This is a genomic window from Amycolatopsis halotolerans, from assembly GCF_042647905.1.
Classification (GTDB): domain Bacteria; phylum Actinomycetota; class Actinomycetes; order Mycobacteriales; family Pseudonocardiaceae; genus Amycolatopsis; species Amycolatopsis halotolerans.
Genome location: NZ_JBHRWI010000040.1, coordinates 84,460 through 98,444 on the forward strand (window position 1 = coordinate 84,460; position 13,985 = coordinate 98,444).

General features: G+C 69.9%; 13 protein-coding genes and 1 pseudogene. 5 read left to right on the plus strand and 9 right to left on the minus strand.

Going from position 1 to position 13,985, the window contains the following annotated elements; translation table 11 throughout:
* The first annotated feature begins 10 nt into the window (after positions 1–10).
* Positions 11–1,084: a Glu/Leu/Phe/Val dehydrogenase dimerization domain-containing protein gene (locus tag ACFORO_RS30210; protein ID WP_377868354.1), complete on the plus strand. Its 1,074-nt coding sequence runs from the start codon at positions 11–13 to the stop codon at positions 1,082–1,084.
* A 381-nt stretch (positions 1,085–1,465) separates the two neighbouring features.
* Here ACFORO_RS30210 and ACFORO_RS30215 read toward each other — a convergent pair whose 3' ends face one another.
* The 3 genes from ACFORO_RS30215 to ACFORO_RS30225 all read right to left on the minus strand — a co-directional run bounded on the left by ACFORO_RS30215 (position 1,466) and on the right by ACFORO_RS30225 (position 3,105).
* Positions 1,466–1,651, minus strand: coding sequence for a DUF5302 domain-containing protein (locus tag ACFORO_RS30215; protein WP_344287092.1), 186 nt, complete (start codon positions 1,649–1,651; stop codon positions 1,466–1,468).
* A gap of 71 nt (positions 1,652–1,722) precedes the next feature.
* Complete coding sequence (locus ACFORO_RS30220; RefSeq protein ID WP_377868355.1) at positions 1,723–2,145, minus strand: hypothetical protein; 423 nt, start codon at positions 2,143–2,145, stop codon at positions 1,723–1,725.
* 93 nt (positions 2,146–2,238) lie between these two features.
* Positions 2,239–3,105, minus strand: coding sequence for an alpha/beta fold hydrolase (locus tag ACFORO_RS30225; protein WP_377868356.1), 867 nt, complete (start codon positions 3,103–3,105; stop codon positions 2,239–2,241).
* Positions 3,106–3,174: 69 nt separating this feature from the next.
* Here ACFORO_RS30225 and ACFORO_RS30230 point away from each other — a divergent pair, with 69 nt between their 5' ends.
* Positions 3,175–3,885: a TetR/AcrR family transcriptional regulator gene (locus tag ACFORO_RS30230; protein ID WP_377868357.1), complete on the plus strand. Its 711-nt coding sequence runs from the start codon at positions 3,175–3,177 to the stop codon at positions 3,883–3,885.
* 205 nt (positions 3,886–4,090) lie between these two features.
* Here the strand turns inward: ACFORO_RS30230 and ACFORO_RS30235 are convergent, their stop codons facing one another.
* The 6 genes from ACFORO_RS30235 to ACFORO_RS30260 all read right to left on the minus strand — a co-directional run bounded on the left by ACFORO_RS30235 (position 4,091) and on the right by ACFORO_RS30260 (position 11,480).
* Complete coding sequence (locus ACFORO_RS30235) at positions 4,091–4,720, minus strand: TetR/AcrR family transcriptional regulator (RefSeq protein WP_037715077.1); 630 nt, start codon at positions 4,718–4,720, stop codon at positions 4,091–4,093.
* A 106-nt stretch (positions 4,721–4,826) separates the two neighbouring features.
* Positions 4,827–6,521: a flavin monoamine oxidase family protein gene (locus ACFORO_RS30240; RefSeq protein ID WP_377868358.1), complete on the minus strand. Its 1,695-nt coding sequence runs from the start codon at positions 6,519–6,521 to the stop codon at positions 4,827–4,829.
* Positions 6,518–7,294 carry a carbon-nitrogen hydrolase family protein gene (locus ACFORO_RS30245; RefSeq protein WP_377868359.1) on the minus strand — a complete coding sequence of 259 codons (777 nt, stop codon included), beginning with the start codon at positions 7,292–7,294 and terminating at the stop codon, positions 6,518–6,520. The genes ACFORO_RS30240 and ACFORO_RS30245 overlap by 4 nt, the downstream gene beginning before the upstream one ends.
* Entirely contained in the window at positions 7,291–8,673 is a 1,383-nt protein-coding gene (locus ACFORO_RS30250) for an amino acid permease (protein WP_354749834.1), read from the minus strand. The genes ACFORO_RS30245 and ACFORO_RS30250 overlap by 4 nt, the downstream gene beginning before the upstream one ends.
* Before the next feature lie 852 nt (positions 8,674–9,525).
* Complete coding sequence (locus tag ACFORO_RS30255) at positions 9,526–10,791, minus strand: sensor histidine kinase (RefSeq protein WP_377868360.1); 1,266 nt, start codon at positions 10,789–10,791, stop codon at positions 9,526–9,528.
* 5 nt (positions 10,792–10,796) lie between these two features.
* Positions 10,797–11,480: a response regulator transcription factor gene (locus ACFORO_RS30260; protein WP_377868361.1), complete on the minus strand. Its 684-nt coding sequence runs from the start codon at positions 11,478–11,480 to the stop codon at positions 10,797–10,799.
* A gap of 91 nt (positions 11,481–11,571) precedes the next feature.
* On the opposite strand from ACFORO_RS30260, the pseudogene pip reads away from it, so the two are divergent.
* From pip to ACFORO_RS30270, 3 genes and pseudogenes are all read left to right on the plus strand, one after another.
* Positions 11,572–12,510 (plus strand): annotated as a pseudogene (pip, locus tag ACFORO_RS30265) (prolyl aminopeptidase); the annotation flags it as partial.
* A gap of 75 nt (positions 12,511–12,585) precedes the next feature.
* Entirely contained in the window at positions 12,586–12,990 is a 405-nt protein-coding gene (locus ACFORO_RS46675) for a nitroreductase family deazaflavin-dependent oxidoreductase (protein ID WP_446681580.1), read from the plus strand.
* 55 nt (positions 12,991–13,045) lie between these two features.
* Positions 13,046–13,825 carry a lysophospholipid acyltransferase family protein gene (locus ACFORO_RS30270; RefSeq protein WP_377868363.1) on the plus strand — a complete coding sequence of 260 codons (780 nt, stop codon included), beginning with the start codon at positions 13,046–13,048 and terminating at the stop codon, positions 13,823–13,825.
* Positions 13,826–13,985: the final 160 nt, after the last annotated feature.

The window sequence follows — 13,985 nt, forward strand, 5'->3', positions numbered from 1 at the left end:
AGTCACCACCGTGACCGAAGGAGTGTTCGGCCGGCACAGCGGCCATGAGCAAGTCGTGTTCTGCCACGACGAGGCCAGCGGGCTGAAGGCCATCATCGGCATCTACTCCACCGCTTTGGGCCCGTCCCTCGGCGGAACCCGGTTTTACCCCTACGCCACCGAAGACGCCGCGCTGGACGACGTTCTCGCGCTCTCCAAGGGAATGGCGTACAAGAACGCGCTCGCCGGCCTCGACCTCGGCGGCGGCAAGGCCGTCATCATCGGCGACCCGAACACGCTGAAGTCCGAAGCGCTTCTGCGCGCTTTCGGCCGGTTCGTGGATTCGCTCGGCGGCCGTTACATCACCGCCTGCGACATGGGCACCTACGTGCGCGACATGGACGTGGTCGCCCGCGAGACCCGGCACGTCACCGGCCGCTCCCCAGAGGACGGCGGGGCCGGCGACTCCTCTGTGCTCACCGCTTTCGGCGTGTACCAGGGAATGCGCGCTTCGGCGGACCAGGTCTGGGGCGTCCCCGAGCTGACCGGCCGCCGCGTCGGCGTCGCCGGGGTCGGCAAGGTCGGCCACATCCTCGTCGGCCACCTGGTCGAAGCTGGCGCCCACGTGGTGATCACCGACGTCGCGCTCAGCGCGGTCGAACGCACTCGCGCGGCCTACCCCGGCGTCGAGGTGGTGTCCGATGTGGACACCATGATCGGCACCGAGCTGGACGTCTTCGCCCCGTGCGCGATGGGCGGCGTGCTCACCGACGAGACCGTGGCCGCCCTGCGAGCCCGAATCGTCTGCGGTGCCGCGAACAACCAGCTCGCCCACCCCGGCGTCGACAAGCTGCTCGACGACCGCGGCATCCTGTTCGCCCCCGACTACCTGGTCAACGCGGGCGGCGTGATCCAGGTCGACGACGAACGGCACGGCTTCGACTTCGCCCGCGCCCAGCGCAAAACAGCGGCCATCTTCGACACCACGAAGGCGGTGTACGAACTGGCCAAAGCCGATGGCGTGCCTCCCGCTGCCGCCGCCGACCGCCTGGCCGAACGCCGGATGACCGATGTCGGCCGCCTGCGCTCGATCCTCACGGTGTAGCAAGGAAAACGTCCGTGAGGGGAACCCTGAGGGACTCTGATTCCCTCAAGGTTCCCCTCACGGACCCGCCCGCCTACCGTCGCCCGGATGCGCCCCAATGTGGCATTGGGTGCGTCAGATGCACCCAATGTGGCGTTCGGTGCGTCGCATGCACCCAATGCCACATTGGGGCGCTAGCCCCCACCGCCCGCGGACCGCAGCCGACGCACTCAACGATCGGGGCACCCACACCACCCCCGCACCCCGATACGAAGCCACAACGCGGTCTGGGGTTGCTTGTCAAGGCATCTTTCCCGCCTTGACAAGCAACCCCAGACCGTAGTCACAATCAAGCTTCGGGGTGCCCCCACGCACCCACTAGCTCACTAAGAGGAGCGGCGATCAGCCGCTCTTCCGCCGAAAAGTCCGCTTGTTAGCCGCGGGCCCATGAGCGTGCTGCCCCTGCTGCCCGGCGTTCTCGTGCGCGGCCCCTTCCCGGGACTTCGCCTGCTTCCGCTCGAGCGCCTCGCGGAACTTCCGCTTGACGTCGCCCTCCCCGTCGCTGGGTGCCGGTTGCGCTTCACTCATGGCTGACCTCCGAAGGTGACGACGTGATACCCCGTCAGCCTGGCGCCCTTCGCGCACCTTGGCGAGCCATTTCAGAGTGATGCCACCCGGCGGTGGCCGGCTTCGACAGCCTTCCGCGGCTCCGGCACGACAGCCTCGGCGAAGACCGGACGAACCCGTTGAACGGTGCGCCATCCGGCACCGAGGACAAGCCCGAACCCGGCCGCACCAGCCAAAATCACCGCGACCCACCCGGTCGCCGCGATGAAAAGCAGCTCCCCGGCCCGGCCGTAGGCGAACCCGGCAAGCACCGCCCACCCCACCGCGGCCGCTCCGGCCGCCGCGAGCGGGGTCGTGACCACTGCCACTGCGCCAACCGCGAGCGCCACCGCCGCCACGGCATAACCGGGATGCGCGGTCGCCCCGGCAAGGTCCGCCGCGATCGCGGCCGCCACCACCGCCACACAACCGAGCGGGAAACCGAACCCGCCGGCCAGCCGTCCTTCAGTACGCATGCCCCATGGCACCTCGCGCGGGCGCGTGCACCAGGGCGTGCGGACAGGTTCCGTACGCCCCGGCGCTGGTTTTTGACAGCTTCTTGACCTCGGTCAGGCGCGAGCGGTCGCGCGGACGACCGCGGCCACGATCTCCGGCCACAGCGGTTCCGGCAGGTCATGCCCCATGCCCGGGACGACGACCAGCTCCGAGTCCGGGATCGCCGCCGCAGTGGCCTTCCCGCCGCTGACGTCGATCATCACGTCGGAATCGCCGTGCAGCACGACCGTCGGCACCTGGACGTCGTGCAGTCGTTCGGTACGGTCGCCCGACGCCATGACAGCGGCGGCTTGCCGCTGCATCCCTGCGGGGTGCCGACCCCGGTCGTAGTTGCGGGTCGCCTTGCGCCGCAGGTATTCCTCGGTGGCCGGATAGCCCGGCGACCCGGTCACGCGGTAGTTCGCGACGCTCAGTTCGATCTGCTCCTCGCGCGTTTCCGGCACCGGCTTGGTGAGCGTCGCCAGCGCCGCGGGCGAGACCTGGCCGACCGACCGGTCGCCGGTCGTCGACATGATCGACGTCAGGCTCAGCACCCGGTCCGGGTGGTCGATCGCGAGCTGCTGCGCGACCATCCCGCCCATCGAAGCGCCGACGACGTGCGCCTTCGCGAAACCGAGCGCGTCGAACAGCCCGACCGTGTCGTTCGCCAGGTCCGACAGCAGGTACGGCGCCGGGGCAGTGCCTGCGACGATCCCGGAGAGGTCCGGCGCGCCCAGTTCGTCGAACCAGGTGGACAGGCCCGCGTCGCGGTTGTCGAAGCGCACGACGTGGAAGCCCTGGCGCGCGAGCAGCTCGCAGAAACCCTCCTCCCAGGTGATCATCTGGGCGCCGAGTCCCATCACCAGGACGATCGGCGGGGCGGCCGGGTCGCCGAACGTGTCGTACTCGAGTTCGAGGCCGTTGGCCTGTGCGCGTGGCATGCCCCGATCATGCCGCAGCGTGGAACCGCGTGTGGCCGAGCCGGCGGGTTCCCGGTTACGGTGCACGGCATGCCGACTCCGCGTGCCGGACAGCGCGCCCGGTCCCGTTCGGCCGCCGGGCTGCCCGCGGTCACCGCGAAAAAAGTGATCGACGCGGCGGTGAAGCTCACCGTCGAACGCGGCTTGGAAAGCTGGACGCTGCGGCAGCTGGCCGCCGCGATCGGCGCGTACCCGGCGGTCGTTTACCACCACGTCGGGGACCGGGACGCGGTGGTGTGCGCGGTGCTCGACCGGGTCGTCGGCCAGCTGCGGCTCCCGGACGACGGGCTGGAGTGGCAGGAGTGGTTCGTCGAACTGCTGACCGGCCTGCGCGAGCTGCTGCGCAAGCACCCGGGCACCGCGCGCCGGATGGCGTCGTTCGGCCCGTCGGTGGCGGCGGCGACGCCCACGGTGGACCGCGGCGTGCAGATCCTGCTGGACGCGGGCTTCGGCGACGAGAGCGCGCTCGCCTACACCGTGCTCACCACCACCGCGTGCCAGTACGTCGCGTTGGAGGACGACCGCGACTGCAGCCTCGCCTTGCGCCTGGACAACACCGAGGAGTATGCCTCTTACCGCGACCGCGAGGACCTTCCCGGCATGGCCGCGTTCGGGCGCTCGATGCGAGAGCTGCTCAGCGACCCCGAAGCGGCGGCCGGTTACCATCCGCGACTCTTCGACTTCGCGATCCGCCGGTGCCTCGACGGGCTCACCTGCAGATTGGCCCAGCTGAACGGGTGAAATTCGCGAAATTGCTCCGCCAGGGCGTTCGCACTGGGCCGTCCGCGTGGTCATGGTGAAAAGTCGGGGCGCCGCTGCGCCGACCGACACCGATTCGACGCTTTCCCGGCGTAGCGTGGACAGTTACCGGGGGCCTTGCCTCCGGAAGGGGCCCCCGGCACTTTCCTCCCCCCTCGTGGTGCCGGGGGTTCTCCTTCCGGGTACCTCAGTGCTGGGGCGGATGCTGGATCGCGGGGAAGACCTGGCCCACCACGGTCACGAGCGACATCGTGAGCAGCGTGTGGACCTGGCGCCGGTCCAGCGAGCGGTGCACGAGCCACTCGCGGCCCGCCGCCTTCACCATGCCGGCGAACGCGCGCACCGCGGCGTTCAGCTCCTCGCCGTGCGCGCTGTCGCGGGACAGCCCGACCGCCTCCAGCACGCGGTCGGCCGACGCGCGGTCGGCCTCGGCGACGATCCGGTCCACCTCCGGATCGCGGCCGATGCCCTCCGGCGCGATCGCGGCGAGCCACAGTTTCTCCTGCCCGCGCACCATGTCGAGCAGCCAGTCGATGGCGGCGTCCGCGCGCACTTCCAGCGGTCCGTCCGGCAGAATCTGCACCGCAATCCGTGGCACGGTAAGCGCGCGCCGAACTATTTCGAGGTACAACTCCCTTTTCGTTCCGAAATAATGATTGATCAGTCCGCGGGCCACGCCTGCCTCGGCCGCGATGTCCGAAGTGGACACTTCCGAATACGGTCGTTCGCCGAACAGTCTCGCCGCACAGGCGTAGATCTGCTCTTTGCGTTCGTCCGGTTCGAGTCGCCGCCACTTCGGCGCCGGATCGGTGCTCATGGCATCAGTTTGGCATGATCGGTTCAGTAAGGCGGATTAACCGGGCGGAATGTCGCAGCGGAAACACGTTCGGCTGCTACCGCGCGGTATCGCTTGACGGCCCCGCTCAGTCCGGAAGTTCGATCGGAGCGAGGTCCGCGAACCGGTCGCCCGGACCGGGGTTCGCCGGATCGCTCGCGCCGCCGAAGTGCCGCTGCACGCCCCACACCGCGTTGAGCGCGGTCTGCACCGCGCCCTCGGCCCAGCCCGCTGTCCACGAGATGTCGTCGCCCGCGAGGAACAAACCGCGATAGCGCTCAGGAAGTGAATCCTGCACGAAGTGGGTGAAAAGCCGGTGCTGGTACCGGTAATGCCCGGGAAGGTTCGCCTTGAACGCGCCCATGAAATGCGGTTCCGCCTCCCACGACACGGTCACCGGGTCGCCCACGATGTGCCGCCGCACGTCGACGCCGGGGTAGATCTCGCGCAGGGACTGCAACATCACCTCGACGCGGTCGGACACGGAAAGCGGCAGCCACTTCAGCGAATCGTCGGCCCACGTGTAGGACAGGCAGATCACCGCGGGCCGGTTCGGGTCGTCGCCGAGAAGGTAGGTGCCGCGCGGCATCCGGTCGGTGAGCGTCATGCTCATCGTGTCGCGGCCGGTGACCGGGTCCTTTTCGAGCCAGAACGGGCGGTCGACGGGCACGAACACCTTGGAGGAAGCCATATAGTGCGTGCGCTCGATGGCCGTCCAGTGGTCGATCGGGAACAGCGCCTCGTCGCATTCGATCTTCGACAGCAGCATCCAGCTCTGCGCGGTGAACACCGCGGCGCCGAACGTGCGGATGTGGCCGGACTCGTCGGTGACGGTGATGTTGTTCGGCGCGGTGCGGTGCAGCCGCGTGACGCCGGGGCGCGGCTGGCCGTTTTCGTGCAGGGAAGCCAGATTCGTGCCGGACGGCCAGTGCGCGAGCTGGTCCGGGACGTGCTCCCACAGCCGCTTCGGGAGCTGTTCGCTGCCGCCGACGATGCTGCGGTGCTCGTCGTCCGCCCCGGTATAGACCACCCGGAGGATTTCGAGAATCGAGTTCGGGAAGTCGGTGTCCCAGCCGCCGGTGCCGAATCCGACCTGCCCGAAGATCTCTCGATGCTGAAACGAGGAAAATGCCGGGGAATCGCACAGGAATCCGTAGAAGGTCTGGTTGTCGAGCCGGGGCACCAGCTCGTTCCAGATCTTTTTGACCGTCGCCGCGTCGCGATTGCGGATCGCGGTCTGCATCTCCGCGAACGACGCGTGCTCATCGAGCGTGCGTTGCCACGCCTTCGCCACTTCGCCGTACACGTCGGGCAGATCTTCGGGCGTGCGCGCGTAATGACTGCGGCCCTTGAGATCGACGACGGTGCTCGGCGTGGCGGGCGAAAGCGGGTTCGGGAACGGCGTGGTTTCCAGCCCGGCCGTGTCGAGGTAGTGGAACAGCGACGTCGACGCCGGCGGGAACCGCATCGCGCCCATCTCAGCGACGACGTCGTCGGGCAGGCCGGGGAAGCGGTGCGTGCGCAGCCGTCCGCCGATCCCGTCGATCTCGTACACGACCGGCCGCAGCCCGAGCTTCATCAGCTCGTACGCGGCCACGATGCCGGAGAGGCCGCCGCCGATCACCGCGACCTCGGTGCCGTGCGCCCGCTCCGGCACGGTGCCGAGCCCGGCGGGATGCGCGAGGTAATCGTCGTAGGCGAACGGGAAATCGGGGCCGAACATCGTGATCGGCCTGCCGGCCGGTTCCTCGGCGTGGATCGCGGCGGGAACTGCGGAGGTCATGCCCGGGGTCCTTCGGTGAGAGAGCGGTACAGCGACGGCCGTCGGTCGGCCAGGTACGGGGTTTCGGCTCGCGCTTGAGCGAGCACAGCGGGGTCGAGGTCGGCGAACAGCAGCTCTTCGTCCGGCCCTGCCTTCGCGACGACTTCATCCGGCGACGCGACTGTCGAGCGTCCGCAGTAGCTCAGCTCGCCTTCGGTGTCGCAGCGGTTCGCGTACACGACGTACAGCTGGCTTTCGTGCGCACGAACCGGAATGAGCAAGTCCGCGACGCGCTCGTAGGGCCGCATCAGCGCGGTGGGCACGAGCAGCACCTGTGTGCCCGCGAGCGCGTGCGCGCGGACCAGTTCGGGGAACTCGACGTCGTAGCAGATCAGCAGACCGGTGCGGAGGCCGTTGAAGTCAGCCTGCACCACCGGCTCGTCGCCGGGGGAGAACTGGTCGCGGTCGAGATCGCCGAACAGGTGGGTCTTGCGGTAGTTCGCGAGCCGTTCCCCTTGCGCGGACAGCAGTTGCGCCGAGTTGTACACCGCGTCGCCGTCGCGCTCGGGATAGCCGTAGACCAACCCGATCTGGTGCTTGGCCGCCAACGCGCCCAGCTCGGCCGCGCGCGGTCCGTCCGCCGGTTCTGCGAGCTCGGCGACGGCTTCCGCGCCGATGTTGTAACCCGTCGTGCCCATCTCGGCGGTCACGATGAGCTCGGCCCCGCGCTCCGCCGCCGCGGCCATTGCCTCGGGCAGCCGGTCGTAGGGTCCTTGGTGGACGGCGATGATCATCGGACCTCCGCGAGCCGCGAGCGGCGGATGCTGTAGCCGAAGTAGATGACGAGGCCGAGCAGCATCCACGCGCCGAACACGATCCAGGTCGCCCCGTCGAGGCTGAACATCATGTAGGCACAGCATGCCACGCCGAGGATCGGCGTGACCGGTGAGAACGGCACCCGGAAAGTGCGTTCGGCTTCGGGACGGCGCTTGCGCAGGATCAGCACCGCGATGTTGACCAGCCCGAACGCGAACAGCGTCCCGATGCTGGTGGCGTCGGCGAGCTTGCCGAGCGGGATGAACGCGGCGAGCACCGCGACGAACCCGGACACCACGAGCGTGTTGGTGCGCGGCACGCCGGTCTTCGGATGCACAGTGGACAGCGATTTCGGCACGAGCCCGTCGCGGGACATGGCGAACAGGATCCGCGTCTGTCCGTAAAGGACGGTCAGCACGACGCTGGAGATCGCCACGATCGCGCCGATCGCGAGCAGGATCGCCCAGAGCGGGTTGCTCGAGATCGTGGTCAGCACGTGCGACAGCGCGGCTTGCTTGTCGCCGAACTCCTGCCAGGGCAACGCGCCGATCGCGGCGAACGCGACCAGGCAGTAGAGCACGGTCACGATCGCCAGCGACAACAGAATCGCGCGCGGCAGGTCCCGCTGCGGGTTGCGCGCCTCCTCGCCGGCGGTGGAGGCGGCGTCGAACCCGATGTAGGAGAAGAACAATTTCGCCCCGCCCGCGCTCATCCCGGCCAGCCCGAGCGGCAGGAACGGAGTGAAGTTCTGCGCCCGGACGGCGGTGAACGCGATGGCGCAGAACAGAATCAGCGTGCCGATCTTCACCACGACCATGATCGCGTTGGCCCGCGCGCTCTCCTTCGCGCCGGACAGCAACAGCACCATCGCCAGCAGCACCACGACAATCGCCGGAATGTTGACGAGCCCGCCGTCGCCCGGCGGCCCGCTGAGCGCTTCCGGCAACGCGACTCCGAACGCCAAGTGCAGCAGTTCGTTGACGTACTGCCCCCACCCGACCGCGACGGACGCGACCGAGACGCCGTACTCCAGCACCAAACACCAGCCGCACACCCAGGCGATCAGCTCGCCGAGCGTCGCGTACGCGTAGGAGTAAGAGGAGCCCGACAGCGGGATCATGCCCGCCAGTTCGGCGTAGGAAAGCGCGGAGAACAACGCGGTGATCCCGGCGAGCACGAACGAGACCACGACAGCGGGCCCGGCCACCGGGACCGCCTCGCCGAGCACCACGAAAATCCCGCTGCCCAGGGTGGCCCCGATGCTGAGCATGGTCAGCTGGCTGAGCCCGAGCGACCGCTTCAGCGGGCCGTGATCCGCCTCGGCCACCAGATCGGTGACCGGTTTGCGGCGCAGCATCGCCGCGGCGAGCCTCCCGCGCGCAGGACTGGAGGAGGTGGTGCTCACCGGGCGGCTCCTAGCGATCGATTGTGACGGCTCTGTCGACTTCGAGCCACGGTATCGATCGAAAATTGCCCCGAGAACCGAGATCTGTTGTGGATTGCGGGTGGTGGGAGGTGATTCATTGCGCTCTCGGGGTCGGTTTCTGCGGAGTGGTATGGCCTGGAGAGGTTCGGGGTTCCGGGCCGGGAATGACTGTAAGTGATCGGTTCCAGGGGGTCGCGGTGGCGGGTTTGCCTGCGGAGATCGAGTGGTGGCGGGCGGCGGTGCGTTGTTCGGGTGATGCCGGTCGTCGGGTGCGGACCAGTTGGGCGGCAGCGCCCGGAGCGCTGGGTGACGGTGCTCTGGGTTCCAGTGCGGGGCTGAGGGCAGCGGGGCGTTGCTCAGGTGCAGGCATCGCGTGTGTGGGCCGGTTGGACGGAGGGCTTGGGCTAGGGAGCTGCGGGTTTCGGTTGCGAGGTCGGGAGACCGGGCAGCGCGGCCTCACTCGGGTGGTGCCAGTCGTCGCCGCACACGGGCCGGTTGGGCGAAGGGACGTGGGGCGATAAGTGAGGGTGCTCCGGGTTCTGGTTGCGAGGCTGGAAGACCGTGGCAACGGGGCGTTGCTCGGGCGGTGCCGGTCGTCGCGTGCGGGCCGGTTGGCTGAGCGACTCGGGACGATGGGCGGGGTGTTCCGGGTGCGTCGGCTCCGTTAGCGGGAGCGGCTGCGGCAGGCCGGTGGGCGAAGGGGCTCCGCACTCAGTCCGGCGGCTTCGGACGCAGGCGGAATCCTGCTGGTTGCCCGAGCAGGGAGGCACTGGCAGAGCCAGGTCAGGAAGCGGGTGCTTCCGGAAGCAGCAACGTGAACGTCGGCGGATCGGGCCGCGAAAGGCGTAAGCGGCCGCCTTCGGCTTCGGCCAGGCTTCTGGCCAGGCGGAGGCCGATGCCGTGCCCGCCGGGGGTGTGGTCGGCGAACGGGTCGCGTTCGCCGAGGTCCGGGCCTTCGTCGACGACGTCCACGGCCAGGGCTCCGCCGGCGTCGCGGGCTCGGACGGTGATGGTTCCTTCGCCGTGGTTCAGTGCGTTGTCCAGCAGGACGGCGAGCACTTGGCGGACGGCGGGAGCTGATGCGCGGACTGGCGGCGGGTCGGTGATGTCCAGGCGCAGCTGGCGGTGGTCGGGCAGCGGGGCGTCGGTCAGCCCGGCCAGGAGGGCGGTGAGATCCAGTTCGTCGCGAGGGGTGCGGCGTTCCCTGGACAGCGCGAGCAGGTCTTCGACGGTGCGTTCCAACCGGTCGGCGGCGGTGATTCCGGCGCGCACGGCGGCATAGGGGTCGCGGCCGGGGGTCTCCAGGGCAGATTCCAGCTGCAGGCGCAGTCCGGCCAGCGGGGTGCGAAGTTGGTGTGACGCTTCGGCGGAGAAGGCGCGTTCTCGTTCCAGGGTTTCGCCGATGCGGGCCGCGGTGACGTCCAGCGCCGCGCCGACGCGGTCGATTTCCGGGATCGCCGAGCGCCGGGAGCGTGCGGAGAAGTCGCCTTCGCCCAGGCGGGCCGCCGCGCAGGCAAGATCTTCCAAGGGACGGGTCAGCCGCGCGGCGATTCGGCGGGCGACCAGCCAGCTCGCGAGCACCGCGCCGATCGCGCACCCGGCCATCACCAGCCAGGTGATGCCGACGTCGCGGGTCAGCGCGGACCGGGGGAGCGCCGCGCGCACGATGCCGGTGAGGCGGGCTCCGGTCAGCACCGGGACGGCCAGCACGTCCTCGTCGCCGACCTTTTGGTTCAGCATGTCGCTGCGGGTCGCGCTGACTCCGCGCACGACGTCGTCCGCGATCGGCGGGCCGTCTCCGGCGAGGAGGTGGCCCTGCGGGTCGTAGACGCCGACCTCGGCGCCGTCCTCGTTGTCCGGGACCTGGACGGGCTCGCCGGCGGCGAGCGCGTCGGACACCACGACGGCCGCGCCGTCGGCGGCTCGCTCCAGCGCGGACGTGGTGTGCGTGCGGAAGTACCACAGCGCCCCGACGGCGAGCGGCAGTCCGAACAGGCTCGTGGCCAGTACCGAGGAGAGGACGGTGAGCGTCACGATCCGGCGGCGCACCCCGTTCAGTCCCCCTCTAACCGGTACCCGTGCCCGCGCAAGGTCGCGATCCTCGGCACCTCGTACGGCGACTCGGCGGCCGAGGCGAGCTTGCGGCGCAGCGCGGCGATGTGCACGTCGAGCGTCTTGGTGGAGCCGTGCCAGTGCGAATCCCACACGTCGGACATCAGCGTGTCGCGGCTGACCGCCTGCCCCGGCTGGACGGCCAGCCGCGCGAGCAGGTCGAACTCCCGCGCCCGCAGTGCGACCTCCCGGCCGTTCAGGCTGACCCGCCTGCTCGCGATGTCGACCTCCAGCGCGCCGATCCGCACGACCGGCGTCGACGGCGCGGCGGGTGCGCCGCGGCGGAGGTGCGCGCGCACCCTGGCGAGCAGTTCGGCCAGCCGGATGGGCTTGGTGAGGTAGTCGTCGGCCCCGGCCTCCAGCCCGACCACGACGTCCATCTCGTCGGCCCGCGCGGTGAGGATCACGAGCACCGCGCCCGGCATGGCCGAGCGCAGCCGCCGGCACACCTCGACGCCGTCGACGTCCGGGAGGCCCAGGTCCAGCAGTACGAGATCGGCCGCCGTCTCGCGCAGCGCGCTGCGGCCGTCCCGGCACCATCGCACTGTGTGGCCGTGCCCGCGCAGCGCGGAGTCGAGGACGCTGCCGATCGCCGCGTCGTCCTCCACCACCAGTACCTTCGCCATGAGGGAAGCCTAACCGGCCCCTCCCGGCGTTGTCCGCGCGTCCACAGTGGACCCTCAGCGGGACGCGGCCGAGGTCGGGCATAGTGGCTGCATGCTCGGTCTGTACCCGGAACTCGATCCGTACGACCACGGGATGCTGCCGGTCGGCGACGGCAATACGCTGTATTGGGAGGAATGCGGCAATCCCGAAGGCAAACCGGTCGCGTTCCTGCACGGCGGGCCTGGGGGCGGCGCGTCCGCGCGGCACCGGCGGCTGTTCGACCCGGAGCGCTACCGGATCGTGCTGTTCGACCAGCGCGGCTGCGGCCGGAGCACGCCGCACTGCAGCGAGCCGGACGTGGACCTGTCGGTGAACACGACCTGGCATCTGGTGTCCGATATGGAGCAGTTGCGCGAGGACCGCGGCATCGACCGCTGGCAGCTGTTCGGCGGCTCGTGGGGAAGCGTGCTCGCGCTCGCCTACGCCGAGACGCATCCGGAGCGGGTGACCGAGCTGGTTCTCCGCGGCGTCGCGACGCTCCGGCTGAAAGAAGTGCAGTGGCTCTTCGGCGGAGGCGCGGCGTGCATGTTCCCGGAGGCGTGGTCGCGTTTCCTCGCGCCGGTGCCGTACGCGCGCCGCGGCGGCGACTTGCTGGAGGTCTACCACGAACTGCTGAATCACCCGGATCCGAACGTGCACGGGCCCGCCGCGCTCGCTTGGAGCCGGTGGGAGGGCGAGACCGTCAAGTTCACTCCGCAGGAAGAAGTGGTGGCCGCGTTCGCCGAGCCGGAGTTCGCGCTCGCGATCGCGCGGATCGAGAACCACTACTTCCGCCACGGCGGCTGGCTCGCCCCTGACCAGCTGATCCGCGGTGCCGGGAAGCTCTCGGGCATCCCGTGTGTTCTGGTGCAGGGCAGGTACGACGTGGTCACTCCCGCCACCACCGCCTGGGAACTCGCACAGGTGCTGCCCGGCGCCGAGCTGAAGATGATCGGCGACGCCGGGCACGCCTTCGACGAACCGGGCACGCTGCACGAGCTGATCAGCGCGACCGACCGGTTCGCGGCAGGGTGGGAGGGCAGGTCCGGGCTGTCGAGCGCGGAAGTCGAACGAAAGGAAATCCGCATGCTGTTCGGTGACGAGCACGTTCGCCGTTACGAGGAGACCGACGGGCAGGTCGGGCACGACTGGCAAGAAGGCGTGCCGACGCTGGTGCTCACCACGAAGGGCCGCAAGACGGGTCAGGACCGCAAGTTCGCCCTCATCTACCAGGACGACGACGGCAACCCGGTGATCGTCGCCTCGAAGGGCGGCGCGGAGAACCACCCCGGCTGGTACCTGAACCTGCAGGAGAACCCCGAGGTCGGCGTGCAGGTGTGGGCGGACAAGTTCACCGCGCGCGCCCGGACCGCGACCGGCGAGGAACGCGCCCGGCTCTGGGAGAAGCTCGCCGCGGTGTGGCCCGCCTACAACGACTACCAGAAGAAGACCGACCGCGAGATCCCCGTGGTGGTGCTCGAGCGGGTGTGATTCCCGCCGCGTCCCGGGTCCGCGCGGCGCCGAACCGGAGCGTCTTCCGCTACGAATGACGCTCATGGCGCTGCGCACCCGGACCCGGGACAACTGGACCCCGCTCGAAGGGGAGCTGCTCGGCTTCCGCGGCATGCAGAGGTACGGCAGGCGGTTCGCCAAATCCGGCCGGGGCGCCTGGTACCACTTCGCGATCGAGGTCGTGTGGCAGCTGCTCGCCCTCACGAGCCGGTTCCGCGTGCGCGGCGCGCGGAACATCCCGGAATCGGGCGGCGTGGTGGTGGCTTCCAACCACCTGTCGAACGCCGACCCGACGACGCTCACCGCGTTCTGCCTCGGCTCCGGCCGGGTGCCGCGGTACCTGGCGAAGGCGAGTCTCTGGAACGCCCCGGTGATCAAGTCGGTGATGCGTTCGGGCAAGCACATCCCGGTCCACCGGGGCGCGCCGACCGCCGCGGGCGCGTACCGCGACGCCGTCGCCGCGGTACGCGCGGGCGAATGCGTGGCGATCTTCCCGGAGGCCGGGCTCTCCGCGGATCCGGACGGCTGGCCGTCGAAGGGCAAGACCGGCGCGGCGCGGATCGCGCTGGAGACCGGCGTGCCGGTGATTCCGGTCGCGAACTGGGGCACGCACGAGCTGCTGCCCGCCGGATCCTGGTACCCGCATGTCCCGCCGCGCCGGAAGATCGAGTTCGTCGCCGGGCCGCCGGTGGAGCTCGCCGATCTGCGCGGGCGGGAGCTGACCAGGGACGTGCTGGAGGAAGCGACGGCGCGGATCATGGCCGCGGTGACGGAGCTGCTGGCGGAGATCCGGGGCGTGCGTCCGCCGGCCTGACAACCGGATCCGGCGGTCCGGCTCGGCGCGGCGGCGACCACTGTGGACAATTCAGCGGCCCCCAGTGCGGCGGCACGGACCAGGTGGCGTCCAATTCCGGTGAGCATCGCCCGGATCCGCCGTCCGAGCACGCGCCGGGGCGAGCGGCCGCGCTGAAAGC